This is a genomic window from Brevibacillus sp. MS2.2, from assembly GCF_013284345.1.
Taxonomy (GTDB): Bacteria; Bacillota; Bacilli; order Brevibacillales; family Brevibacillaceae; genus Brevibacillus; species Brevibacillus brevis_C.
Genome location: NZ_JABSUZ010000018.1, coordinates 94,250 through 119,620, shown reverse-complemented (window position 1 = coordinate 119,620; position 25,371 = coordinate 94,250). Strand labels below are relative to the sequence as shown.

At 45.5% G+C, this 25,371-nt stretch carries 23 protein-coding genes; 4 read left to right on the top strand and 19 right to left on the bottom strand.

Annotated elements, in window-relative coordinates; translation table 11 throughout:
- Window positions 1-135: 135 nt before the first annotated feature.
- From HP568_RS17495 to HP568_RS17460, 8 genes are all read right to left on the bottom strand, one after another.
- Window positions 136-954, bottom strand: coding sequence for a hypothetical protein (locus HP568_RS17495; RefSeq protein WP_173629768.1), 819 nt, complete (start codon window positions 952-954; stop codon window positions 136-138).
- Window positions 955-1,064: 110 nt separating this feature from the next.
- The gene (locus HP568_RS17490; RefSeq protein ID WP_173629767.1) at window positions 1,065-2,540 is read right to left on the bottom strand and encodes a protein adenylyltransferase SelO; all 1,476 of its coding nucleotides are present in this window, start codon (window positions 2,538-2,540) and stop codon (window positions 1,065-1,067) included.
- A 361-nt stretch (window positions 2,541-2,901) separates the two neighbouring features.
- On the bottom strand, window positions 2,902-3,930 hold the full coding sequence (locus HP568_RS17485; RefSeq protein WP_173629766.1) for an alcohol dehydrogenase catalytic domain-containing protein: 1,029 nt from the start codon (window positions 3,928-3,930) through the stop codon (window positions 2,902-2,904).
- Between the two features lie 32 nt (window positions 3,931-3,962).
- Window positions 3,963-5,462, bottom strand: a complete 1,500-nt coding sequence (locus HP568_RS17480; protein WP_173629765.1) for an aldehyde dehydrogenase family protein — start codon at window positions 5,460-5,462, stop codon at window positions 3,963-3,965.
- Between the two features lie 37 nt (window positions 5,463-5,499).
- Window positions 5,500-7,188: a flavin-containing monooxygenase gene (locus HP568_RS17475; RefSeq protein WP_305852942.1), complete on the bottom strand. Its 1,689-nt coding sequence runs from the start codon at window positions 7,186-7,188 to the stop codon at window positions 5,500-5,502.
- Window positions 7,181-8,620, bottom strand: coding sequence for a DUF1254 domain-containing protein (locus tag HP568_RS17470; RefSeq protein ID WP_173629764.1), 1,440 nt, complete (start codon window positions 8,618-8,620; stop codon window positions 7,181-7,183). Before HP568_RS17470 ends, HP568_RS17475 begins: the two co-directional genes overlap by 8 nt.
- Before the next feature lie 18 nt (window positions 8,621-8,638).
- Window positions 8,639-10,057 (bottom strand): DUF1254 domain-containing protein, encoded by a 1,419-nt coding sequence (locus tag HP568_RS17465; protein WP_173629763.1) that lies wholly within the window; start codon window positions 10,055-10,057, stop codon window positions 8,639-8,641.
- Window positions 10,058-10,074: 17 nt separating this feature from the next.
- Complete coding sequence (locus HP568_RS17460) at window positions 10,075-11,019, bottom strand: alpha/beta hydrolase (RefSeq protein WP_048032927.1); 945 nt, start codon at window positions 11,017-11,019, stop codon at window positions 10,075-10,077.
- Window positions 11,020-11,142: 123 nt separating this feature from the next.
- On the opposite strand from HP568_RS17460, the gene HP568_RS17455 reads away from it, so the two are divergent.
- Window positions 11,143-11,838, top strand: a complete 696-nt coding sequence (locus HP568_RS17455) for a response regulator transcription factor (protein ID WP_048032926.1) — start codon at window positions 11,143-11,145, stop codon at window positions 11,836-11,838.
- A gap of 68 nt (window positions 11,839-11,906) precedes the next feature.
- Here the strand turns inward: HP568_RS17455 and HP568_RS17450 are convergent, their stop codons facing one another.
- From HP568_RS17450 to HP568_RS17405, 10 genes are all read right to left on the bottom strand, one after another.
- A complete protein-coding gene (locus HP568_RS17450; protein WP_048032925.1) occupies window positions 11,907-13,058 on the bottom strand; it encodes an acyl-CoA dehydrogenase family protein in 1,152 nt (383 codons plus the stop codon).
- A 16-nt stretch (window positions 13,059-13,074) separates the two neighbouring features.
- The gene (locus tag HP568_RS17445) at window positions 13,075-13,818 is read right to left on the bottom strand and encodes an SDR family NAD(P)-dependent oxidoreductase (RefSeq protein ID WP_217366643.1); all 744 of its coding nucleotides are present in this window, start codon (window positions 13,816-13,818) and stop codon (window positions 13,075-13,077) included.
- 39 nt (window positions 13,819-13,857) lie between these two features.
- Window positions 13,858-15,051 carry an acyl-CoA dehydrogenase family protein gene (locus tag HP568_RS17440; protein ID WP_375154938.1) on the bottom strand — a complete coding sequence of 398 codons (1,194 nt, stop codon included), beginning with the start codon at window positions 15,049-15,051 and terminating at the stop codon, window positions 13,858-13,860.
- Window positions 15,052-15,186: 135 nt separating this feature from the next.
- Window positions 15,187-15,594, bottom strand: coding sequence for a MaoC/PaaZ C-terminal domain-containing protein (locus HP568_RS17435; RefSeq protein ID WP_048032922.1), 408 nt, complete (start codon window positions 15,592-15,594; stop codon window positions 15,187-15,189).
- A gap of 27 nt (window positions 15,595-15,621) precedes the next feature.
- On the bottom strand, window positions 15,622-16,074 hold the full coding sequence (locus HP568_RS17430) for a MaoC family dehydratase N-terminal domain-containing protein (protein ID WP_173629760.1): 453 nt from the start codon (window positions 16,072-16,074) through the stop codon (window positions 15,622-15,624).
- Window positions 16,075-16,111: 37 nt separating this feature from the next.
- Window positions 16,112-16,927: an SDR family NAD(P)-dependent oxidoreductase gene (locus HP568_RS17425; protein WP_048032920.1), complete on the bottom strand. Its 816-nt coding sequence runs from the start codon at window positions 16,925-16,927 to the stop codon at window positions 16,112-16,114.
- A gap of 55 nt (window positions 16,928-16,982) precedes the next feature.
- Entirely contained in the window at window positions 16,983-18,161 is a 1,179-nt protein-coding gene (locus HP568_RS17420) for a lipid-transfer protein (protein ID WP_082195929.1), read from the bottom strand.
- A 131-nt stretch (window positions 18,162-18,292) separates the two neighbouring features.
- Window positions 18,293-19,879 (bottom strand): long-chain-fatty-acid--CoA ligase, encoded by a 1,587-nt coding sequence (locus tag HP568_RS17415; protein ID WP_048032919.1) that lies wholly within the window; start codon window positions 19,877-19,879, stop codon window positions 18,293-18,295.
- Window positions 19,880-20,064: 185 nt separating this feature from the next.
- Window positions 20,065-21,600, bottom strand: coding sequence for a long-chain-fatty-acid--CoA ligase (locus tag HP568_RS17410; RefSeq protein WP_173629759.1), 1,536 nt, complete (start codon window positions 21,598-21,600; stop codon window positions 20,065-20,067).
- A gap of 33 nt (window positions 21,601-21,633) precedes the next feature.
- Window positions 21,634-22,416 (bottom strand): enoyl-CoA hydratase/isomerase family protein, encoded by a 783-nt coding sequence (locus HP568_RS17405; protein ID WP_048032918.1) that lies wholly within the window; start codon window positions 22,414-22,416, stop codon window positions 21,634-21,636.
- Between the two features lie 277 nt (window positions 22,417-22,693).
- Here HP568_RS17405 and HP568_RS17400 point away from each other — a divergent pair, with 277 nt between their 5' ends.
- From HP568_RS17400 to HP568_RS17390, 3 genes are all read left to right on the top strand, one after another.
- On the top strand, window positions 22,694-23,617 hold the full coding sequence (locus tag HP568_RS17400) for a LysR family transcriptional regulator (RefSeq protein ID WP_173629758.1): 924 nt from the start codon (window positions 22,694-22,696) through the stop codon (window positions 23,615-23,617).
- Window positions 23,618-23,788: 171 nt separating this feature from the next.
- Window positions 23,789-24,223, top strand: coding sequence for an SRPBCC family protein (locus HP568_RS17395; protein ID WP_056494262.1), 435 nt, complete (start codon window positions 23,789-23,791; stop codon window positions 24,221-24,223).
- Window positions 24,224-24,592, top strand: a complete 369-nt coding sequence (locus HP568_RS17390; protein ID WP_048032915.1) for an ArsR/SmtB family transcription factor — start codon at window positions 24,224-24,226, stop codon at window positions 24,590-24,592.
- Between the two features lie 117 nt (window positions 24,593-24,709).
- Here the strand turns inward: HP568_RS17390 and HP568_RS17385 are convergent, their stop codons facing one another.
- Window positions 24,710-25,285, bottom strand: coding sequence for a hypothetical protein (locus HP568_RS17385; protein WP_173629757.1), 576 nt, complete (start codon window positions 25,283-25,285; stop codon window positions 24,710-24,712).
- Window positions 25,286-25,371 lie beyond the last annotated feature (86 nt).

Genomic DNA, 25,371 nt, shown 5'->3' with positions numbered 1-25,371 from the left:
ACAAGACGATTAATTTCTTTTTCACTTATATCTCACCTCCTTTCAATAAAAACAAACTTTTCGACATGCTTTTCCAATATTATACACACTTCGCGTATAGATGGCACCCTTCTTTGTTCCTAGATTTTCCGTTCTTTACAGCCACGGACCAAAGAAGTTCTGGACAGCTTGCTCGGAGTAGCTATCTTCCCCCCGCCAATTCACGACGGCGAAAAAGTCGTTCTTCCCTCCACGCCCTGGTCGGTCCTTGCTTGGAGCCAAGATTCCAGCGGATGCAAGAATTTCCATGAACACATCCCGTTCGTTTTTGCTAGATGGAAAGACACCATGGAGGCGCTTCTCCAATTGACGGGCGGCATCAGTTGGTTCACTGCTCGCGATGATGGCTAGCACCTGACGGAGGATGGCTACATCTTCTTCCTGTACCGAAAGATTTTCTTCTTTGCTTACTAGCTCCAGATCAAGCATGACGTACAAAAGGTAATTTAGACGGATACCGCCCCACTTGATTCTTTCGAAATTCAATACATTCAAATCTTCATTCGTATACTGCTCTCGACTTGCCATATGGTAGCGGTCGCAAAGATGGCAGTCTCCGTACATAGCGAAATAGGTGCCGTTTTCTGGATTTATATATTTGCCGACGTTACTTTCGAACGAATGGGCTGTCAAAGACTGAGTCAAAGCCCAACTAGACATGGCGCTGCGCAGGTACACCTTTCGCGTCGAGAGACTGTGCAAAAATGCTGCGGCGACTTGTTCTTTCGTCACTTTTTCATGCAGAGCAATGATTTTGTCTATGCACTCCTCGTGACTGATCGTTAACGGGTCAAACATGAGTCCTTTGCTTTTGGCGTATTCAAAATCTTCTCCCGAAAAATCGTACGGAGCACTGTTCCAGCCTTTACTGCTCCAAAATGTTTTCATCAAGATTTGCTTTGCTTTTTTATCCATAAATCGATTGCTCCTTTTTACTATGATGCTTTTCCATATTTTAGCGCGGATCGGACATATGAAAAAAGAGTCCAACGTGTGAAAGATCGTTGGACTCTGATTCCATGCTATCACGTACCGCAAAACGTTTGGTAAGGACGTGCCGATTCCGCTGGTAAAGTCGTGTATTCTACCTGTTCAGGAGTGTAAGCATATGGATCAGAAAGGACTGCCAGGAGCCGTTCCATCACCGTGTAGTCGCCCTCTTTCCACGCAGCTTCCAATGCCTCTTCTACACGATGGTTGCGAGGGATGACTGCCGGATTACTCTTTTTCATTAACTGTTGTACCGCAGCGGGGTCTTCTGGCTGTCTCGTTAGTCGCGCTTTCCACTGCTCATGCCATTCCGGGAATTCGCACGTACCAAACAGCACGCTATCTTCTGGTTGATTCAGCGTAAAAGCACGGAATGTATTCGTATAGTCTGCATGATTCTCCTTCATCATGTTGAGCAGACCTTCGATCAACGCCTCGTCTTGTTCCTCTTCGTTAAACAATCCGAGCTTTGCCCGCATTCCAGTGAGCCAATTGCTATGATACAGCTTGCTGAATTCGGCAAGGGCATCTTCGGCCATTTTCACAGCCTGCGCTTCGTTGTCATGCAACAAAGGCAATAAGGTTTCCGCAAAACGGGAAAGATTCCATACGGCTATGTACGGCTGATTTCCGTAAGCATAGCGGCCCTGAACATCAATGGAGCTAAATACAGTAGCAGGATCATACGTGTCCATGAAAGCGCAAGGACCGTAATCAATGGTTTCGCCGCTGATCGCCATGTTGTCGGTGTTCATGACCCCGTGAATAAAGCCTACGAGTTGCCACTTGGCTATCAACATAGCCTGACGCTGGATGACTCCCTTCAATAGGAGGAGATAGCGGTTTTCCTCTGCATGGTTCTCTGGAAAATGTCTTTGTAACGTATAATCAGCTAACGCGCGGAGATCTTCAATGGAACAAAATCTTGCCGCGAATTGGAACGTGCCTACTCTGATATGACTGGCTGCGACACGCGTCAAAATGGCACCAGGCAGCTCGGCTTCGCGGTAAATAGACTCGCCGGTTGTCACTACCGCAAGGCTCCGAGTAGTAGGAATTCCGAGTCCATGCATGGCCTCGCTAATGATGTATTCGCGCAGCATCGGGCCAAGGGCTGCTCTACCATCGCCGCCGCGTGAATAAGGTGTTCTGCCTGAACCTTTCAGTTGGATATCAAAGCGCTCGCCTGTAGGCGTAATTTGCTCGCCAAGCAGGAGAGCACGACCGTCGCCCAGCATGGTAAAATGGCCAAATTGATGCCCCGCATATGCTTGAGCGAGAGGCATAGCGCCTTCCGGGGTTTTATTTCCTGCGAGCATGGGTATGATTTCTTCGCTTTGCAGAGCTTCGACATTCAGCCCTAGCGATTTTGCCAAACGTTCATTGAGAATGGCTAGCTTCGGTGATCGTACAGGAGGTGGATTGAGCCTAGAGAAGAATGATTTTGGCAGCGTTGTATAGCTGTTATCGAAGTTCCATCCCGGTTCGATTGTTGCTTTTTTGTCTGTCATTGTATCTCCTTTTATCGATTGGCTTTTGCCAATTTATTATACCCTTTTCATGCAAAATAGGAGCACATTGGTCACACAAAAAACAAAAAACGCCGGATTTCCATTCGACGTTTTAATTCGGTGCCAGCAACATGATGGTCACTACCATCATGAGGACCATTGTGATAAAAACCAAGCTTGTAGAGACTAGGTAGATACCAGAAACGGGCGAGCGGAACGTTTCATTATTGATTCCTTTTCATTTACTATACACCATCGGTCTTGGATGATAAATCAGAAATTTCTATAAATAACTTCACTAAAAAGAGTCTGCTGTAATGACCAGCAGACTCTTCCTCATGTTTGCAATGACTGGCTTGTCTTATTCGAATTTTGTGACAACAAATGTTCCAGTAAGCGTATTTTGTGTCATCCCTTCGAAAATGTCATTCACTTCTGAAAGAGACACTTCGCGATTCACCATTTTGCTAGGAGCCAGTTTTCCTTGCAACACAAAAGAAAGCAAAGAAGAGTAACCATGAACCGGCATGCCAAAGGTAGAAAGGAAGCGAATCTCTTTCTTGACCATATCCGTTACTGGGATCGTAACATTTCCACCATCATGTGTAACAATCCCCCCTTGCAAGTGGCGGCCGTCTTTTTTGAGACTGAGGATTGAGTTGACGCATGTCTCGGAATGCCCCAGTGCATCTACTGACACGTCCGCTCCACCCTTCGTGAGTTCCATGATGGCTTCAACGGGGTTCGTTTTACGGCTGTTAATGGTATAAGCTGCCCCCATCTGCTTGGCTAACACTAAATTCGTATCATGAATGTCCACACCGATCACGTTTGCCCCCATAGCCGAGGCAATGTTAATTGCAGAAAGCCCAAGGCCACCACATCCGTAAATGACAACCCATTCTCCAGGCATAACTTGAGCCCGATCGACTAGTCCATGGAATGCGGTCATGAAGCGGCAACCCAAGGCCGAAGCATCAAGGAAACCAATTTCTTCTGGCAAATGGATAACATTTCGATCTGCTTTTGGAACCGCGACGTATTCTGCATAGCCGCCATCATAAGACATTCCGGGGAATGACCGAGAGTCACACAGGTTTGACTTCCCACTGAGACAATAAGGGCACGTTCCATCACTTCCGATAAATGGAACAACTACCCGATCTCCCTTTTTAAAATGGGTCACTTCCCTTCCCACTTCTTCCACGATACCGCAGAATTCATGACCCAAAATACGGTTCGCTGGTTGTCCATGCAGCCAAAAATGCCAGTCACTCCGACATACTCCGTTTGCCATGACGTTAATGAGAATCCCGTCTTTATCAGGTGTGGGATCTTGAACATTTTTCACTTCACATTTCTGCTTATCTACGAGTACGAGTGCCTTCATTCTGTTTACCCCCTGGTATGATTTTGATTCATTTAATCGAGGCTGATTAAGACACTTTTCGTTTTGGTGTAAGCTTCTATACCTTGATAACCCATTTCTGATCCAATCCCGCTTTGCTTATGTCCTCCGAAGGGAAGAGCGTTATCCGACTTCAGGTACGTATTTACCCAGACAGTCCCTGCTTCTAACGCATTGCTGACCTTATGCGCGGTCGTCAAATTTTGCGTCCATATACCTGCAGCCAATCCGTATTCGGTTTCGTTCGCTCTTTCAATGACTTCCTCTATCTGTTCAAAAGGCATGACGCACAAGACCGGGCCGAATATCTCCTCTTTTACAGCCGTACAATTTTCTTCGAGATCAGTAAGGATGGTAGGCTCCAAATAGTTTCCGACCGCCAGCTCGCCTTCTTGTAGAATGTTTCCGCCTGTTAAAACGGTAGCTCCTTCTTTTTTGGCGATTTCAATATAATTTTTCACAGTTTGCAAGTGCTCTTTGGAAATCAGTGGCCCCATCTGTGTAGCTGGGTCTAGAGGGTTCCCAACTTTCATTTTTTGTGCCATTTCAACCAATTTAGCTGTGACCTGTTGAAAGACTGGCTTTTCAACATAGAGACGAGTCCCTGCCACACAGATTTGCCCCTGGTTCGTAAACATCCCAAGAAACGCACCTTGTATCGCTTTATCCAGGTCAGCATCCGCAAAAATAATGTTTGGTGATTTTCCCCCTAATTCCAAAGTGATTTTTTTCAAGGTGTCAGCGGATTTTCTCATGATTCCTTTGCCCACTTCCGTCGACCCTGTGAAACCGATTTTGTCAATATCAGGGTGATTCGCGATCGCTTCCCCGATTTTACGGCCAGAACCTGTTACAATGTTCACCACACCCGCGGGGAAACCTGCTTCCATAATCAGCTCACCAAGCAGCAAGGTCGTCAAGGATGTTTGCTGGGAAGGCTTCAAAATCACGGTATTCCCTGCAGCGAGCGGAGCGGCTAACTTCCAGACTGTCCCCAGCAAAGGATAGTTCCATGGCGTAATTTGTCCGCAAACACCTAATGGCACTCTAATTGTATAGGCATGAAAATTTCCGCCTGATGTAAGGGGTATCGTTTGTCCCGTTAATTTGGTCGCCCAGCCTGCATAATAGCGCAAGTGAGCCACGGCGCTTGGGACGAATGCATGACGAGTAAGCGTAATCGTGTTACCGCCATCCAGCGTTTCGAGATAGGCAAATTCTTCAGCACGTTGTTCCAGCAAATCTGCAAGCTTATGGAGGAGTAGTGTTCGTTCTACAGGGGATGTTTTTGACCATGGCCCGTTACATGCTGTTCTTGCTGCACGCACTGCCCGATCTACATCTGCCTCGTCTCCTTCATAGATTTTGGCGATCACCTCACCATTTGCTGGATTGATAGATTCATAGATTTTACCGGAGAGAGAAGGAACCCATTCGCCGTTGATCAGCATTTGTTTGGTGTCAAAAAGGAAAGTAGCCACGTTTTCCTGCGGTACAGCTCGTACTTTGGACATGCTATTCATCTCCTTTTGTTTGGAATGTTGCGTCTTTTTATGAAATGGTTTCTTTAGCCGACATAGGGGTTAAGGAGAAGCCCTCATAGCCTTTGGCTGCGACCTCGTCGCATATTTTGCGGTAGGCTCCAACACCGCCTACATAGATGAGGAATCCACGTGGTTTACCCTCAATATTTGCACCTGTATACCATGAATCTGTTTTCGTGTAGAGTGTCGCATCGGCCACTTCTCTGCAATGCGCGCTCCAAGCCTCCTCTGCCTCGGCTTTCGCCTCTATGGTTGTAATCCCATGCTCGCGCAAATATTCCAGGCAATCGCCAATCCATTCCACATGCTGCTCAATGGAAACAGGAACGTTTGACAGAGAGGAGGGACTCTCGGGACCCGTAATCATAAACATGTTCGGGAAACCAGCGTTTGCGATGCCTAGGTACGTTCTGGTTTGGGGACCTCCAGCCCATTTTTCCTTCAGGGAGATTCCGTCTTTTCCACGAATATCGATCTTGAATAACGGCCCTGTCATCGCATCGTAACCGGTTGCAAAAACGAGGATATCCAGTGCATACTCCTCTTCCGTCGTTTTGATTCCCTTGGGTGTTATCTCTGTAATTGGAGTACTCTTTACATCAACTAATGTGACATTGTCGCGGTTATAGGTCTCATAATAATTGGTGTCCAGAACAGGCCTTTTCGCAGCGAAATAATAAGTTGGTTTCAAAAGCTCCGCTGTTTTGGGGTCTTTTACGGTCTCACCGATCTTGCTGCGAATGAATTCGGCGACCGTTTCATTAGCTGTCGGGTTAATGATCAAGTCATTGTAAGTTGTACCTAACCCAAATCCTCCCCGATCCCAAACCTTTTGGTATTCCCGCTGGCGTTCTTCTGGAGAATCTGCCAGCGCGGATCGATCATGGATCAATTTGTGCAGATAGCCGGTCGCAGATTCACGCGTTTGCCGCTTAATCTCGCTATAGTTTGCTTTCGTTTGGCGGATGAACTCAGGATCATAGGCGTGGTTTCTCGCTGGCGTACAATACCCAGGTGTCCGCTGAAAGACGAAAAGATGACCTGCTTCTTCTGCAATGACCGGGATGGACTGGATACCACTCGAACCTGTACCGATCACTCCGACGCGCTTTTCTTTGAATTCTACCTTTTCAAGTGGCCAGTGTCCGGTATGGTACCAATCGCCTTCAAAGCTATCCAATCCCTTAAATTTGGGGATATTGGAGGACGAGAGATTACCGACGCCCGTAATAAAGTACGTCGCCGTTATATGCGTGCCGTCTTCCGTCTGGAGTCGCCACCTGTTATTCACCTCATCGTAATGGGCCGCCGTCATGCGCGTATTGAACTGGATGTCACGCCGCAAATCGAACTTGTCCGCCACATAGTTGAGATAACTCAGAATTTCTGCCTGCTCCGGGTATCTGGAGGACCATGTCCATTCCTGATAGAGCTCCTCGGAGAACATGTAATTGTAAATGATGCTTTCCGAGTCGCATTTCGCTCCGGGATAACGATTTGCATACCAGACACCACCAACATCTGGAGCGGCATCGTAAGCTTGCACAGAAAATCCTGCTTCACGCAAACGATAGAGCATGTATAGCCCCGAGAATCCTGCGCCGATGATCACCGCGTCGAAGTCGGTATTCGCATTCTTCTGGGATTTGTGCTGAGTAAATGTCATTTTTGTTCCAACCTCCTCATGTTTACTCATTCACTACTTTCACAGCCGGTACGACAAAGGTATTTTCCTGTAAAGACTCATCTGGGGTGTAGATTCTTAAGACCAAACTAAAATTCGGGGCTGTCGTTGAGGTAGGCGATGGTAGCCAGTTAGATTCTTTGCCCTCCGGTGGTGTGCTTTGAATGTAGATATCTAACGAACCATCCTCATTGTATTTCAGCCCTTCCGTGCGATCTCCAATCGAATAGCGATTCATCGGATTATCGATGAAGTGATTATCGGAATCATATATACTGAGCGACCAGAACGATTTTGTCTGTGGGATCTGATCTTTCTCAAAATGAATCACGTATTTTTTCTGACCGACCAAAGGATTCCCATCACCATCCACACGGGTTGTTGCGTATACAGCTTCTTTTGCCGTATTGGCTGCAAGTCCACGCTTGGCAATCATTGCTCTGTTTAAATAGTAGGTATCATAAATACCCACTCGTTCATTGTTTACCCGCCAATTTCCATTGTTGGGTCTTTGGAGAATACTCATGGAATTCTTTATGATCTCTTTTGCATCTTTTACCGCTTTCGTCAAGCCCTCCATAACCACTGGATCATTGTTTGCGTGAAATGTCCCTGCCTGGTAATCCAAGCCTATGAACTCAAGCTTGCTTAGAAAAGCCTCATCCTTTTGTGGCGGTGGGTTGAGCTTCATCAATTGGGCGAGTAACGGATAAAATTTTGACGGATCATCGAAGTCACCCAATTGAATTTTGGGTAGATGGATCGAACCCGGTTTCTGTTTGGCATCCAAGGGTGCTAATGTATACTCCTCCTGAATTTTATAAACATTGGGCAAATCTTTTTCGCCATTGACAGATGTTCTCCCCAGAAGCCAGAGCATATCCGTTGGCGCTCTGATGACCTCCACATCACTTGGCAGCTTTCCTTTCCACTCTGGTCCCACAATCACAACCTTTCCACCTTGATAGTCATCTAGATTGGAACCGCCGATATAATGGAAGGAGTTACTGTAGGCATCCATCATTTGCAGAGTGAAGTAACGGTCGATTTTGGGATAACGCAACACTTGTGGTCCCTTTGATAAATCAAGCCATGCACTTGAGTACAATGTGTCATTGTTTGGTGTAACAAAATCCCTGAAACTGGCATCAGCTAGCAGCTTGTCATGATGGAATGTGTTCAATGGGGTTTTTTCCGTGTATGTCTGCATGGTTCTTGCCATTTCAACCAGGGTATAGCCGTATATGTAAGCATCAACGCCTACACTGTACGCCAAATTGGTACGGAAGGGAGCTTGCACGAGTGGTACTGTATTTGGTGCGGCCGAAGCTTGTGACTGAACCATTCCTGCTTGGTATTGCCTGTTTTCTTTTGCATAAGCACTACCCGTCGCCATTGAAGTCAATACACTCAGTGCTGTAATGAACAGACCTGCCTTTTTCACAAGCACTTCCCCCTTTGCTTATTGTCTGCTTACTTTTTTCACCGTGGGAATTTCGTATTTGCCTTCCAGGACAATTGGCTTTGGCAAATACATTCTGAGCATCAAGTTAAAGTCTCCTTCTGGCGTCGGCAGCCAGTTCGATTCTTTTCCTGCTGGCGGTTCTTTCTGGAGGTAGATATCAAGAGAGCCGTCTGCATTGTATTTCAGCTCCCTCGTGCGGTCGCCAAGTGCATAACGATTGATATGGTTTGGTACGAAGTAGTAATCTGCTCCATACAGGGTTAGTGACCAGAAAGCCTCGACAGGAGGAAGGTTATCTTTTGCAAAGTGAATGACATAACGATTCTCTCCGGTTAATGGGTCCCCATTGTCATCCACAGCCGTTCTTTGATATACGCTTTCACTCGGGATGTTGGCACCAAAAGCCGTACGAGCTACGACAGCTCTCTTCAAGTAATCAACTCCATAAGTTCCGTAATCGAGGTTGAGGCTCCATCCATTTTCTCCTTGTCCTTTGCCAACACTTGCCGTTGCAATGATTTCTTCCCCATCTTTTACAGCTCGTCTTAACCCCGCCAGAGTGGCTTCATCAAGCGCAGTTTCATTAAAATTACCGGTAGCTGATATACCAATGTGTTCAAATTGCTTGACGTGAGCCTCATCCACTGGAGCAGGCTGATTGGCTTTCATGGAGTTGGTCAGCATACGAAAAAACGACAGCGGGTCCTGATCGTCGAATAAAGCAGCAGGTACATTTGTGGAAGAACTGGTCTGCGCAGATTGGACAAGGGGTGTAATCGTCATCTGCTTTTGAAGTTCTGTTACATTCGGTATGTCATTCTCCCCATCTATTAAAATACGTCCACCAGCGAGCACTGTATTGGTCGGGGACTTGATAACTTTCCTATTATCTGGCAGGTCACCTTCCCACGTTGGTCCAACGATCACATAGTCGCCTTCTTTTGTGCCTGTCGTTCTCGTCCCGATGTAGTCAAAGGAATTTGTCCATGCGTCCATCAATTGGATGGTATAATATCGTTTTCCGAAATCAGGTACGTGCAGGACCAGAGGACCTTGGGTAAGGTCAAGATAGGCAGCCGAGTACAGCGTATCGTGATTGGGGGAAACTACGCCCCGATAATCAGCAGCAGGTAGCGTTTGATGATGAAAAAACTGATTTAAAGGCCTTTTGTTTTGTATAGCATTCCGCTTCTTCATCTCCATGGTTACAAGAGGATAACCGTAAATGTACGCTTGGATACCCAGGCTGTACGCTAAATTCTCACGTGACTGTTTGGTTGATACCGTTCCTTGCTTCGCCAAGGGCACGATGGTGCTAGCCTGAGCAGGAGCTTTTAAAGCAGCATTACTAACAGAAAAGGACAGCGTTGTCAGGACAGTAGTCAGTGAGAAAATGAGTAGCTTTCCCTTCAACATTGATACACCCCCCTATCCTACTTGGTGATAATCTGATCGATCTTATGCAAAAATTCTGTTATACGAGAAATCGTTGCTTTTATACGCTCCGGAAATATAGCCATATTCGCAAAATACCCGTGTACCAAGCCTTTCTCACAAATCGATTCAACCTTTACCCCTGCATTCTTCAAGCGTTCGGCATAAGCCTTCCCCTCATCGCGCAGAACATCACATTCAGCGGTAATCACGATCGCTGGAGGTAGATTGCTCAAATCACTTGCTGAAAGTGGAGCGACATACGGATTGCTTTTATCATACTCATGATTGATATAATGGTTGGAAAACCAAATCATCAGGTCCCGATTCAGACCAAATCCTTCTTGAAATTCCATGTAAGACGAAGAGTCAAAGCGCATGTCCGTTACTGGGTAAATGAGGACCTGCGCCTTTATTGCAGGACCGTTTTGGTCTCTAGCAAGAAGCGAGAGCACAGCGGCAAGATTCCCTCCTGCACTATCACCGCCTATGACCAAATCAGAAGCGCTTCCATTCATAGAGGAAGCATTTTCACTCACCCACTTTAACGCTGCATAGGAATCTGCGACGGGAACAGGGAACTTATGCTCTGGAGCTAGACGATAGTCGACAGAAACGATGATTCTTCCCGTTTGATAAGCCAGCATTCGACAACTGGCATCTACGGTTTCAAGATCACCGATTACCCAACCTCCACCGTGATAATAGATAAAAAGTGGAAACGGACCTTGTCCTTCTGGTGTGTAAATCCTGATGGTTATTTCGCCTTCCGCTCCAACAGGAATCCGCTTGTCCTCCACTTTTGCGAGTGGTGCGAGCTTTACCTCGACAGGAGGGATCTGTGCGAATAAATCTCTCACTGCTTGCGGTTCTAACTTATGGAGAGGCGGTAATTGGTTAATCCTGTCCAAATAAACTTTTGCTCTTGGATCTAAATTTGCCACAAAACTTCCATCCTTCCCTTGCTATCATGTATGCTTTCTCTCTATCTAAAGCCTATCTTTTTCTGTATAATTGGAATATTCCCATTTTGTCGTATATAGATTCCCCCAAAAGGAGATGACAAAGTGACTGCAATCTATACCATTGAAGAACTAGTTCGAAAGCTGGATGCCATAACGAATCATGAAGAAAAATTATATAAAATTCTTGAGCTCTATATGGAGTTATTTCCAGTCCAGGATGCCTCGTTATATCGATATTCGCCTATTGGATATTTTGCAGAAGGAATTATATCCCTTTCTTCAAAAGGATTAAGTCATATACGGGAAAAACGGGATGATGCTCGGTCATACAATATTTTGCAGGGAGTCATCCGTGAAAGAAAAGCCAAGTACTGTTCTGGCATCGAATTTTTCAAACAAACCAGTAGCAATTACGCTCATTCCTCCAATGATCATGCTCTTTTAGTTTCCCCCATTTGCTACGGCTCTGTCGTCATTGGCTTAATATCCTCCAAACAATTTCATATAGGAGCGACTATTGATGAAGATCTCCTTACATCTGCCACTCTATATGGCAAACTCGTCGGCAGGGTTATTGAAGATTTTCAGGGTGCAGAAAATTCTTCTTCATTAAGCAAGAGAGAACTGGAAGTCATGCAGAGAATCGCGTGGGGACAAAGTACAAAGGAAATGGCTGATTCGATGAATATCAGTGAGTTGACCGTAAAACAGTACGTGAAATCCGCCATTCAAAAAACAGGTGCAAACAACCGATCTCACGCTGTTGGGGAACTCTATCGGCAAGGAATCATCTCCTAGACGAAGTAAAAAAACACCAAAAAGCCGACAGAGCTTTCTGTCGGCACTTTTACCACTCTTACAGACGATCAAGAAAAAGCGGAGATCCCTAAAATTTCTCGTCCAATAATCAGTTTTTGAATCTCATTGGTTCCTTCGGCGATCGTAAAATAACGAATATCACGGTAATAGCGTTCGACCGGAAACTCTTTTGTGTACCCGTAGCCGCCATGGATTTGCAAGGCTTCTTCCGCCACTTTGAGCACCTTTTCTGTCGCGAAGTATTTCGCCATCGAGCATTCCAGTTTGCACGGCTTTCCTTGATCCAGCAGATGGCTGGCTTGAAGACCCAACAAGCGCATCGCGTTCGTCAGCGTTACCATTTCACTGATTTTTGCTTGAATGAGCTGAAAGCCTCCAATCGGTTTTCCAAATTGCACCCGTTCTTTGGCATACCTCACAGAAGAGTCTATACACGCTTGGGCAATGCCTGTCGATATAAAGGCAACCATAGCACGAGCGCTATTGAGAAATTTTAGTCCCTGTCGTAATCCATCCCCTACTTTTCCTAGCAAATTCTCTGCCGGAATCTCACAATCTTCAAAAATCAACTCAGCAAATGGACAACTCACTGTGCCCATTTTTTCAATGGGCTTGGTTTGATAATGAGAGATCCCTTTTTCTACGATAAAAGCGGCAATCCCGTCATTTCCTTTGGATTTATCGGTTTGTGCGATGACGATCCCGATTTCTCCTTCCAGCCCATTCGTAATAAACATCTTGGAGCCGTTAATCACCCACTTGTCTCCCCTGCGTTCTGCACGAGTTTGAATGCTCGATGTGTCCGATCCCACATTTGGTTCTGTCAGGGCAAAAAAGCCAAATTTATCACCGCTCATTAATGGTAGTAAAAATTTTCTTCGTTGCTCTTCTGTTCCGTATTCATAGATATGAGTCAGTACCGAATTCGATAGTCCCACTGTCGCACGCAAGGATGGCCACACTCTGGACAATTCTTCGATCATAGTAAAGTAGGTTGTGTAATCGAGTCCGTTACCACCTGCTTCCTCAGGCAGCAGTCCTCCCAGAAACCCAAATGGCACCAATTTTTTCACGATGTCTTTTGATACCGCTTTTCCTGATTTCTCGTAATCATCAACCATGGGGTGTATTTCCTTATCCAAAAATCTTCGAAGGGTGTCCTTAATCATCGTTTGTTCATCGGATAATACGAGAGCCATGTTCAGTTCCTCCTTCTCAACCAAATCTTCCGCCGGAGACGTGCAGTAGATCACCGGAGATATATGAGGATTCATCTGATGCAAAAAACAAAACGGCATTCGCCACATCCTCCGGTAATCCAATCCGTTGTATGGGCGTAACTTTCTTTTGAAGCTCTTTGATTTTTTCATATTTGGGATGGTATAGGAGTGCATCCGTTTCAATAAGACCGGGTGCAATTGCATTGACAGTAATGTTGTTTTTTCCTAATTCTTTGGCCAGAGCGCGTGTTAATCCGACGATTCCAGCCTTGGCCGAGGAGTAGTTTGCCTGACCGGGATTACCTAAATGTGCTCGCGAGGAAATATTGACGATTTTCCCGTAATTTTGCTCGATCATATGAGAAGACACATATTTGGAGCATAAAAAAGCGCCCTTCAAACAAACATCGATGACAGAATCCCAATCATTCTCTTCCATGTCATTGATTCGCGCATCTTTCACAAATCCAGCGTTATTCACGAGAATGTCGATTCTTCCATAGGCCTCGATTGTCTTGTCAACAATCCTTCGTGTATCCTTCGCCTTGGAAACATCTGCCTCTACTGCGATTGCCCTTCCACCCGCCTGATTGATTTGCAGCGCAGTCTCTTCGCATGTTTGCTTATTGACATCCGTTACGGTAAGAAGTGCTCCTTCCTGAACCAGTTTTTGAGCAATCGTCTTGCCAATTCCTTTACCTGAACCGGTAACGATCGCGACTTTGCCTGCAAATCTCATACTCATCCTCCATTTCTGATTTTAGTAGATGATAGTCATTTACAAACCGAGGTTTTTGGCGATAATATTTTTCATAATTTCCGTTGTCCCCCCATAGATCGGCATCACAGCAACATCTCGGTAACGACGGGCGATCGGATATTCTTCCATGAAGCCGTATCCGCCATGAAGCTGCAAGCAGCGGGCTGACATCTTCCTTGCCATTTCGGTAATGAACCATTTTGCCATGGAAATTTGGGTCACGATATTATCACCTTGCATATGTTTTTCGGTTAAATTATCCAGGAAGGTCTGTGCCATTTTTAATTCGGTTGCCATTTCCGCGATCTCAAATTGCGTGTTCTGAAAGGAACTGATCGGTCTCCCAAAAGCCTGTCTTTCCTTCACATAGCTCATGGTTGTCTTGAGCATCTCTTCTGCTACGACCAATGCACCCAAAGCAATCAAGAGCCGTTCCTGTTGCAATTTTTCCATCAAGTAGTAGAAGCCTTGGCCTTCTTCTCCTAACAGATTTGCAACGGGAACTCGTGCATCCTCAAAAATCAACTCAACGGTATCTGTTGAATGCTGACCCAGCTTTTTCAATTTACGACCGCGGGAAAATCCGGGTGTATCCGCATCCACCAAGAGGATGCTGATGCCTTTCCGGGCTGGAGTTGCTTTTGGATCTGTTTTGACTGCAACGAAAAACAGCGATGCATTGATTCCGTTGGAGATAAAGGTTTTCTGTCCGTTTACGATATAGTGATCGCCATCACGAATAGCCATGGTACTCATACTGGCCAAGTCCGAGCCGATTCCAGGCTCTGTCATCGCTACCGAAGTCGTGATTTCTCCGCTTACACATTTCGGCAAGTATTTTTTCTTTTGCTCTTCGTTTCCGAAGCGCTCGAGATAAGGGACGATAATCGAAGAGCTCGTGCTAGCCAGTGTGCCTACGCCAACACGGTTTAACTCCTCCGCCAAGACGAGATTGAAACCAAAGTCGAGGCCAAGCCCGCCGTATTCTGGCTTTATTTGTGGACAAAGAAACCCTTGAGCACCCAGCTTTTGATAAAATTCTCGTGGCGTGTATTTTTCTTCTTCCCATTTTTCAATATTAGGGACTGCTTCTTTTTCGAGAAATTTTTGCAAGGACGTTCGGAACATCTCATGTTCATCTGTAAGAAAACGTCTTTCTCTTTTCCATAAATCAAAAGTAGTTCGTGTAGTTGAAGTTGATGGGCTTGACATCATATCATCCTCCCAATCATGATTCGTGAGTAGGCACATATAGGAAAGACCGTCTTTGAGAGCCGTGAAAGGCGAAAATTGCAACCAGTTTTCACGGCACTCAATCCGGTCAGTTAGGATACACAGCCTTATCTACTACCTGGAGGGCAATTTGGCTTCAAAAATGCCTGAAACTTTGACTTCGCCTTCCTTATTCTTTGCCAGTACTTCTCCCACTACGGTATTGTCCGGCTTTTTTTCCAACACTTTCCCAACAATCTGGATCGATTCGCCAGGCAGTGTCATTTTACTGAAACGAACTTGAATCTTCTGAACGTTTTTTCGAGTAACCCAGGAAGTGACTCCTTGGGACAGCATCCCCATGACTAGCATACCGTGAGCGATGATCTTCATTCCGGCTTTTTCTGCAAACTCTTCCACCAAATGGAGCGGGTGAAAATCGCCGGAAGCACCTGCAAATCGAACGAGTTGCACGCGGGTGATCGGTTCTTTTTCCAGAATGGGGAACTCATATCCTTCGCTTACATCCTCATAAAATATCATGTCGTTCTCCTTTCTTCTCATGCCTCATTAATGACGATGCACGATCGTGTTTCGCGTAATGGCTACCAGTTCGCCTCGCTGGTTTCGATACTGATTTTCAGAGGTGACCAAATCCATCGAACCGGTGCTTCCGGTTTTCGTTTCTGCATCCACAACCTTACTCGTGACAGACAGCACATCTCCCGCGAGAATGTCACCCACGTATTCGTAGGATTGCTGTCCATGCAAAACTCTCGCCAGTTTTAATCCCAGCTTCTCCATTTTTTCGACGGAACCCATGCCGCCCCATAAGTCAATGACTTGCAAAAAAGTTGGCGGAATCGGAATGCCAGCGTAACCTTCTTTTTTGGCAGCCTCCAGATCGTAATAGATCGGGTTGTCATCACCAATGGCGAGGGCCAATTCTTTTATTTTTCCTTTTTCTACTGTCATGGTGTACGGTTTAAACTCCAGACCGATCAAATCTTTCACATGTGACATGTTCATTCACCTCATCTACATAAATTGGACGAAATGATTACGTCAAGGAACCTCCGTTTACTCCAAGCACTTGTCCATTGATATAGTTGGACAATGGGGATGCGAGGAATAAAATGCTTTCGGCTGCTTCCCTTGCGCTGCCAACGCGCTGTTGAGGAATGTTGCTAATTAGCTTCTGCCGTACTTTCTCTGGAATGCCCGCGGCCTCGCCGTTGACGACCAGACCCTCTTCTTTTGGACGTGTAAGACGAGTATCAATGAAACCAAAAGCGACTGCATTGCTGTTGATATTGAATTGCCCCCACTCTTTCGCTACGACTTTGGTTAATCCGATAACACCTGCTTTTGCTGAAGAATAGTTAGCTTGACCCATGTTTCCTCTTACTCCAGAACCTGAGGAAACATTGATAATCTTGCGGTGATGAACGATGCCTTGCTCGATCTCTTTTTTGGCGACATCGCGCATGTATGGAGATGCCTCACGAATCAAGCGGAAGGGAGCGATCAAGTGGATGTCCAGCATCGCCTGGAACGCTTCGTCCGTCATTTTATGAAGCAGGCCGTCAATGCAATAGCCAGCGTTATTCACGATAATATCCAGTCGACCAAAGGCTGAGATCGTCGCATCTACCAATTGTTTCGGATAGGCTGGATCTGTTACGTTTCCGCAAAATGCGATCGCATCGCTTCCGAGATCCTTGATCGTAGAAACGACTTCTGCTGCCGGTTCTTCGTCTCGATCTGCCACAACGACTCGCGCTCCATTTTCAGCCAATACCAATGCCGTCTCACGGCCAATTCCGCGTCCTGCCCCTGTAACGATTGCTACTTGGTTTTCCAACATTTTCGTCATATCCACTCTTCCTTCCATTTCGTTATTATCCAACTCGTTATTATCCAACTCGTTATTATCCAACTCGATACATGGTTACGACGCAAGCGCCACCAAGACCCAAGTTGTGCTGCAAGGCGACTCTTGCATTGTCCACTTGCCGTTTCTGTGCTTGCCCGCGTAGCTGCCAGACTAGCTCCGTGCACTGCGCCAGACCTGTTGCCCCGATGGGGTGTCCTTTTGACATCAATCCACCTGAAGGGTTGACCACTACTTTGCCACCGTATGTGTTACTGCCGTCATTGATAAATTTCTCTGCTCCACCTTCTTCGCATATCCCCAGGCTCTCATAGGTAATGACCTCATTTGGGGTGAAGCAGTCATGGAGCTCCAGAACATCGACTTCTTCTGGACCGATGCCTGCTGCCTCATAGACCTGTTTAGCAGCACGACGTGTCATATCGGCACCCACCAGATTGAGGATATTGTCGTAACTGACGTTCATATCCGTTGTCAGCGCTTGCCCCACAATCTCGACCGCGTTGGAAATACCGTGTTTTTTGGCAAATTCCTCACTGCATACAATAGCCGCTGCCGCTCCGCAGGTTGGTGGGCAGGCCATGAGGCGAGTCAATGTAGGCATCAGCTCCGGCGCACTCATGACCTCTTCCACTGTCAGCTTTTGTGTAAAGAGCGAGTACGGATTTTGAACGGCATGATTCCTTGTTTTCACGGAAACTTTTGCAAAAATGTCGGGATTCGCCCCGTACTTCTCCAGATACTCCTTACCCGCCGAACCAAACAACCGGATTGCATTCGGTGCTTGCGGCACTTCCGGCCACAATTCCTTCAAGCGATCCTGCAACCAGCCTGTTGCCGGCGTTCGATCATCCCAATGGGATTTCAATGCGCCAGGCTTCATTTCTTCAAAGCCTACAGCCAATGCGCACTCTACGGTTCCAGACTCTACTGCTTGTCGTGCCAGGAACAGGGCATTGGAACCGGAGGAGCAGTTGTTATTGATATTAAAAATAGGAATCCCTGTCATCCCTACCAAATACAACGCTCTTTGGCCACACGTGCTGTCACCGTATACATAGCTGGCATAGGCTTGCTGGATTTCGGAATAGTTAATTCCCGCATCTTCCAGTGCACCTTTTACTGCTTTCGCTGCCATAACTTCATAGGGCTCGTGTGCCCCAGGTTTTGTAAACGGTATCATATTTACGCCGATTACTTTTACTTTTTTACCCAATAGTCTCGCCTCCTTTGTAAAATGGTGAAGTAGCTCAAAATATTTATGAATAATTTGAATCTTTAAATTAATAATAAATTTATGCTTGTATTTAATAAAGTTTAGAACGCTAAAGGTACATTAAGTAAATATTAATGGCTACGATTTTCCTCAACCAATGTACGGCGTAATATTTTGCCCACTGCCGATTTCGGCAATTGTTCCCTGAATTCGATCAATCTAGGCACTTTGTATTTCGCCAGCCGTTCTTTGCACCAATGCACAATTTCTTCTTCTGTCAGCGAATGGTCTTTCTTCACAACAATGGCTGCTTTGACGGTTTCTCCTCGGTAGGCATCCGGGATACCGAATGTACACGCTTCTGCAACCGCTGGATGCTGGTATAGAACCTCATCAATCTCGTTGGGATAAATATTGTATCCTCCAGCGATGATCATTTCCTTTTTCCTTCCGACTACATACAAGAAGCCATCTTCATCCAGCATGCCGGTGTCACCCGTGTAGAGCCATCCATCACGTATCGTTTGTGCAGTCTCTTCTGGTTTTTTCCAATAACCTTTCATGATTTGCGGACCTTTCAGGATAATTTCACCTGTAGCTCCTAGAGGCAGTTCTTCTAAACCCGTTTCCACATCCACGATTTTCACATCGGCATTAGGGACCGGGATCCCTACACTCCCTGTTTTTCGATCACCTTTTCCAAATACCCGAACGATAACTGCGTTGGATTCTGTAAGTCCATACACTTCAGAAATACGGACGCCTGACTTTTGTTCAAAGGCTCGAAGCACCTCCAAAGGGATCGGAGCAGCACCTGATCTGCATATTTTCAGCGTACGCAAATCATCGTCCCGAAAATCAGGATGGTTCACTAATGCTACAAAGACAGTGGGTGACGCTGAAAGATGAGAGGGTCGATACTTGCGAATGATGGGAAGTGCCTCGTGGATGCGGAAATGTCTGATGGGAATGTACGCACCTGCATGGAAGATAGAGGACATCATGACCATCAAGCCTGCTCCATGGAACATCGGGAAAACACCAAGAAACCGTTCACCGGGACGTTGAAGTGCCCCTTCGTCTGTGATAAAGGTATGGTATGTGCTCGCTACCGTGTTGAAATGCGTAATCATAACCCCTTTTGGTGTTCCTGTCGTTCCGCCTGTGTACTGTAAAACGGCAATATCTTCCTTGCTATTGATTTGCAAAGGAGGGAGTGTATCGTTTTGTTCTTCGATCCACTGATAGAAATAGGCATATCCATTTTGATTGTCATCTGTGGTTATGATCGTCAGCTTTTTTTGATAGCCGGTACTTTCTAGTTTCTCAATCTGACTGCTATCACAAATCAGCCAGCTCGGCTCCGAATCATCCAACATGATTTGCAATTCTCGCTGCTGAAACATGGGGTTTAGTTGGACGACAATCCCCCCTAATCGTTGAACGGCGAAATAGGCGATGATGTATTCCTTGCAATTGAATAGCATGATCCCCAAGCGATCTCCCTTCCTGCATCCACGTCGATACAAAGCAGCGGCAAACCGATCAACTGCGTGTTTCAGTTCGGAATAGGTCAGCTCCACATCCGCTTCGATCACGGCTGTCTGGTGAGGGAAATCTTGGGCAGCTCGCTCCAGGAAATGGTAGATTGAGCACAAAGGAATTTCCACTTCATACGGGATCGTTCGTGGATAAAAGGCATGCCATGGCTTTTTCAATACGACCAGCTCCTTTCCATATCTCAGGTCTTTAAAAACCCTTACATCGTTCTTCCATCCATTTGTCCAACTGTTTCGAATAAAGCGAGTCCAAACCTTCGGCAAACAACTCTCAAATGAAGAAAAGAATGTCTTATCATGGAGACATCCTTTCCTGCATGGCCATATATTGCTTGTTTCCACAATCACTGGGGAAAAGTAAATTCGGATGGATGATTCATGTAACGACTTCGCAATTCATACTTCAGGATTTTCCCGGAAGGATTTCTTGGTAATACGTCCATAAACATGACTTTGCGAGGGATCTTGTAGCCTGCGAGATGCTTTCGACAAAATTCAATCAACTCGGCCCTATCGATGGTACAACCAGGTTTTGCTACGATAATGGCTGCGACCGATTCACCCCATTTCTCATCGGGAACACCGATCACGGCTGCCTCTAATACACCATCAAAAGCGTACAAGATATTCTCCACTTCCACAGAATAGATGTTGCTCCCGCCCGAAATAATCATATCCTTTTTGCGATCCACAAGCGTTATGAACCCATCTTCATCAATAGAGCACAAGTCCCCCGTGTACAGCCATCCATCACGAATGGCCTGCGCAGTAGCCTCTGGATTTTTATAGTAGCCCTTCATAACCATCTCGCTCCGCAGAATCAGTTCCCCGATTTCTCCAGGTGCGACCTCTTTTCCACGCTGGTCAACAACTTTGGCTTCCGTCAAAAATCTTGCCTTTCCGCTTGTCCCGAGTTTTTCCTTATGATCCTCCGGATATAAGTAAATCCCGGAAGGACCACCTTCTGTCAAACCACATCTATTGTTAAACTGATCCGTCTTAAACAGCTCCATGCTTCTCTTGATCAGTTCGGGAGACATAGGTGCTCCCCCATACCTTAGGCTTTCAATCGAGGATAAATCGTATCGGTCTGCATCTGGAACTTGCAGCATCATGTTATACATCGTTGGGACGGCAATAAATGATTGAATTTTATACTGCTCAATTGCTTTCAATACTTCAACAGGATCAAATTTTCGTTGAATGACAAGCGTTTGGCCCAAAAATAAATCCTTGAAGAGGATACTGAAGCCTGCACCGTGGAAGAAAGGCATGAAATGCAGGATGCGGCTATTCATTATTTCCCCACTCATACCAAGCGAATGAAATACGAACAAAATAGCTCGGTAATGATCGAATAAAGCTCCCTTGGGTCTTCCTGTCGTGCCGGATGTATACAGGATGTGAGAATCATCATGCTGTTCAACTACAATATCAGGTTCATTTTCATTTTCAGTCAGAACCTGTTGCAACGACAAATGTCCTTCTGCTTGTGCATGGTGAACAGCAATACAATGAGCAACCTTGGCAGATCGAGCCTGTTCTATCAACTCTCCATATTCCTCATCATAAATGACCAGCTTGGCATCAGAATGATCGATGAGATATGCTGCTTCCGATTTCGTCAGCCGAACGTTAATCGGAACGGTAACAGCACCAATCTTGGCGGCCGCAAAAAAAGCGATCGGGAAGATATCTGAGTTTTTCATCATGAAGCATATCTTTTCATCTTTCGCGATGCCAAGTGAAAGCAAACCATGTGCCAGGCGATTTACGATTCGGTTTAGCTGTTCATACGTGTATGTCTGATCCTGATAGACGATCGCGACTCTATCCGGCATCATATTCGCGTTTCTGACAAGTGAACTCCCAATATTCACGATGACCCACCTCACCAACAAGGAACTCTCCTATCATTTCCCTTTAAATTGTGGAGCCCGTTTTTCAAAAAAGGCAGTAACTCCTTCTTTCAAATCTTCCGTCTGAAAGCATAATCCTTGACCAAAGGCTTCCAGCTCCAAAAACTCTTCCAAACTGACATTCGCGCTATAGTGAACGAGTTGTTTGATCAGTCCAATGGACAAGCTCGGCCCCTCTGCAATCTTTTGGGCTATGGAGCATGCCCGCTCCAGCAAGATACCATCATCGACTACTTCATTCACCATCCCTATCTGGTATGCTTGTTCAGCCGTGATGCGCTCTCCCAACATCATAAGTTCTTTAGCTCGGTGAGGCCCCAATGATTGTGTCAAAAAATGAATCCCACCGAAATCGGGAAGAGCCCCCACTTTCACGAAACTTTGAATGAAAAAAGCGGAACGGGCTGCAATAACCAAGTCACAGGCTAAAGCCAGGCTGACTCCTGCTCCTGCTGCGGCGCCATTTACAGCAGCTATTATGGGCTTTTCCACTTTTCTCATCATATGAAGCAGTTCATAATACTGTTTCATTCTTTTACGGGTAGCAAAAGCATCCGAAGTATCACGCTGAACGTTACCCAAATTACCGCCAGCACTAAACGCACGTTCTGTACCTGTGATGATAACGGCTTTGACTTGGTCGTCATATTGAATTTCCCTTAATGTATCGAGTAGTTCCCATGCTGCTTCCGTTAAAGGATTTCTAATTTCAGGCCTGTTCAATTTGATGATGCAAATGTTGTTTTCAATCGTGGTCAGGATGTTTTTTTCCTTCATACGACTCACCTCTTTGGTGTACTCGAACCGAGTTTTGTCAGATGCTACCAACCTTGCTTAAACGAAACTCTCCTCCTTCCTTTCAAAATTAACTTGGAAGCGTTATTATTAAAGTGACAATTCTGATTGTTCGAAATCTTACGTTCATGATATTCTTGTACTATCCATTTTTAAAGTTTAGAAATGAAAAGGTACGTTATGTAAATATTAATGGCTCATATTAGTAAGCATTCCTAAACACATTTTCCATGAAAATCAATGTTACTGGGGTGAAGCTATGCGTATCGAGCAGCTTATCTACATAACTGAAATAGCAAAAACAGGATCGATTGCGAACACCGCCGAACGACTTTTTGTGTCTTCTCCAGGTATAAGCCTTGCGATCAGCAGCTTGGAAGAAGAGCTCGGCGTAAAAATTTTTGAACGCTCACGCACTGGATTAGAGCCCACTGAAGTGGGAAGGAAGCTGATCTTACGCGCTCAGGAAGTATTAAACCACATCGAAGAATTCAAAAATGAGGCAAGATGTGATTCTTCTGAGTTCGAAGGACAGCTATCCGTCTCTATCGTCCCAGGCATCTGTCGAACACTCGTCCCGAAAACCTTGGCTGCGATTACGACAAAATTCCCGAAGGTCCATCTTCATGTCAAAGAAGCACATCTGATGCAAGTTCGAAAAGATGTTTTGAATGGGGATGTCGACATCGGGGTCATCTATTCCTTTCCCTCCTCCTATGAAGAAAACAAACTGCTTACTACAACCCACATTACAGATAGCTCCATGATGGTTTGTTTTCGAAAGGACTCGGAATTGGCTAGCAAAGAGATTGTTTACATGGAGGATTTATATAACTATCCAATTGTTGCCTCCACCAATTTGAGTGATACAAAAAAATTTTATTCCTATCTATTTGAGGAATTTCACAAAATTAACTTCTTCGTTCAATCCCAAAACTATGAAACAAAAAAACATTTCATCTCGCAAGGAATGGCATTGGGATTTGAAACTCGCCTGACGACGAAAACCGATCCATTTTTTCAAAGGGAAGACATTATTTGCAAGCCTCTCATTGCAAAGGAACCCGTAGTCTCCTATTATTGCATCAAATTAAAAAACCAATACGTTTCCACGGTCGGTAAGGAATTTTTGAAAGAGCTTCAAGTGCAAGCAGAGCCATTTAAAGAAGGAAGCAGACTATGAGTCGATCCATGAAAGTTACAAAGGAGCTTCAGTTAATCTGATCTCCTTTTTTTGTATAGTCTTATATCATTGGGGGAAAAATACCATTTACATAAAACCAAAAGGTGTTATATCATCATAAAGTAAAACCAAAAGGTGTTATATTTTCACTACGAAACGGAGAGATTCATCGTGGAACAGAACAACCAGCAAGCCGTAGAAGATATTAAACAAACCATCGTTTTCGACGCTCCTATTCAAAAGGTATGGGAGAAAGTATCCACTGCGGAAGCCATTTCAGCTTGGTTTATGCCGAATGATTTTCAGCCTGTAGTTGGTCATGAGTTTCATATCCAATCCCCTTTTGGGCCGTCACCATGCAAAGTGTTGGAAGTAGAAGCACCACATCGCCTTTCTTTTGCTTGGGATACAGACGGTTGGGTCGTCTCTTTTCTTTTAAAAGACCTGGGAGAGAAGACGGAGTTTACCCTCATTCATGGTGGATGGAAAGCGGCAGATGAGATCATCGGAAAAGCAAACGCGAAGAGCTCAATGATTCGCGAGAAGATGAATCAAGGTTGGGTTGGAATTGTTCACGAGCGCCTGAAAAAGGTTGTGGAAGGCTAAATGTCTGCCTCAGCAGAAAAGGTTGATGTATTTCAAGCGATTGCTGACCCTACTCGTCGAGAAGTACTTCGCTTGCTAGCTGAAAAAGAATTACCAATCTCAGCGATTACCTCTCATTTCCCCATAAGCCGAACTGCTGTGGTCAAGCATCTTCATATACTTGCCGACGCTGATTTGGTCACGGGACATAAGGTAGGTCGTGAGAAAATTTATCGGCTGCATCCCGGTCCCCTGACAGAAGTAAAGCAGTGGCTTTCCTTTTACGAGCAGTTTTGGAACAATAAGCTGTCTATGCTAAAGCACCTGGTAGAGACCGATGGCGACACGGCGTTAACTGTTGTGCAATCGGAACCAGATCAAAAAAGGTAATCATTTATCTTGCTCTTCCCTCTTGATCGGTTGCCCCAATATCAAGAGGGTTTTCTTTGATCAGGCATTTTAAATAGCAAAAAGACTGCCGATTGCTCGACAGTCTGGGTCGTTCGATTACTTATTCAACAGCTCGGTCAGTTCAGTGGATTCGGTCAATTGCAGCGGTGCAGTTCCATAAGCTTTGCCATCTTCTGAATCAAACATATGGTCTTTGTTTTCTCCGCTCAATACGAAGAACAGTGTCTTCGCCTTTACTTCTGCTTTGTTATCTGTACTAACAGTCGCTGGCAAAGTATTTGTCGTTACTTCAGCGTAGTTGAATTCAACCGCCAAAGCCTCTTTCTTGTCCTTCTCCACCGCTTGGGTACTCTCGTCAAAACGCATTTGGTTCGCTGGCGTTTCAAAGCGTTTGTTCATGAGCGCAAGAATTTCCTTGAACTTATCATCTTCCGGCTTCAGCGATGTTTTTTCCCCTTGCTTGTACACTACGATTTCCTGTGGAGCAGCGATCACCTGTTGCTCTTCTTTTTTCGCTTCTTCAGGCTTTTGCGTAGTTGCTTCACCTGCTGGCTGTTGGGTGCCTGTTGCTGCTTGATTTTGATTTACTGGTTGCTCCGTAGGCTGCGTGTTGCCGCAAGCAGTCAGGACTGCGAGCAGAAGTGCAGCGGGGATCAATGCAGACTTTTTCATGTTGAGGACCACCTTTTCCATATTCTCTCTCCACTATTTTACTCGTGTAATAGAAATAAGGGCGATCGCGAATAATCGCGAACACG

Excerpts from the sequence above, each read along its gene's own strand:
- HP568_RS17490 (WP_173629767.1), bottom strand. The coding sequence starts at position 2,540 with ATGACAGACAAAAAAGCAACAATCGAACCGGGATGGAACTTCGATAAC.
- HP568_RS17430 (WP_173629760.1), bottom strand. The coding sequence starts at position 16,074 with ATGTCACATGTGAAAGATTTGATCGGTCTGGAGTTTAAACCGTACACC.
- HP568_RS17445 (WP_217366643.1), bottom strand. The coding sequence starts at position 13,818 with ATGAGATTTGCAGGCAAAGTCGCGATCGTTACCGGTTCAGGTAAAGGA.
- HP568_RS17440 (WP_375154938.1), bottom strand. The coding sequence starts at position 15,051 with ATGTCAAGCCCATCAACTTCAACTACACGAACTACTTTTGATTTATGG.
- HP568_RS17480 (WP_173629765.1), bottom strand. The coding sequence starts at position 5,462 with ATGTCCAAAGTACGAGCTGTACCGCAGGAAAACGTGGCTACTTTCCTT.
- HP568_RS17485 (WP_173629766.1), bottom strand. The coding sequence starts at position 3,930 with ATGAAGGCACTCGTACTCGTAGATAAGCAGAAATGTGAAGTGAAAAAT.
- HP568_RS17435 (WP_048032922.1), bottom strand. The coding sequence starts at position 15,594 with ATGATATTTTATGAGGATGTAAGCGAAGGATATGAGTTCCCCATTCTG.
- HP568_RS17475 (WP_305852942.1), bottom strand. The coding sequence starts at position 7,188 with ATGAGTAAACATGAGGAGGTTGGAACAAAAATGACATTTACTCAGCAC.
- HP568_RS17450 (WP_048032925.1), bottom strand. The coding sequence starts at position 13,058 with ATGGCTCTCGTATTATCCGATGAACAAACGATGATTAAGGACACCCTT.
- HP568_RS17400 (WP_173629758.1), top strand. The coding sequence starts at position 22,694 with ATGCGTATCGAGCAGCTTATCTACATAACTGAAATAGCAAAAACAGGA.
- HP568_RS17495 (WP_173629768.1), bottom strand. The coding sequence starts at position 954 with ATGGATAAAAAAGCAAAGCAAATCTTGATGAAAACATTTTGGAGCAGT.
- HP568_RS17425 (WP_048032920.1), bottom strand. The coding sequence starts at position 16,927 with ATGACGAAAATGTTGGAAAACCAAGTAGCAATCGTTACAGGGGCAGGA.
- HP568_RS17405 (WP_048032918.1), bottom strand. The coding sequence starts at position 22,416 with ATGAAGGAAAAAAACATCCTGACCACGATTGAAAACAACATTTGCATC.
- HP568_RS17385 (WP_173629757.1), bottom strand. The coding sequence starts at position 25,285 with ATGAAAAAGTCTGCATTGATCCCCGCTGCACTTCTGCTCGCAGTCCTG.
- HP568_RS17465 (WP_173629763.1), bottom strand. The coding sequence starts at position 10,057 with ATGTTGAAGGGAAAGCTACTCATTTTCTCACTGACTACTGTCCTGACA.
- HP568_RS17390 (WP_048032915.1), top strand. The coding sequence starts at position 24,224 with ATGTCTGCCTCAGCAGAAAAGGTTGATGTATTTCAAGCGATTGCTGAC.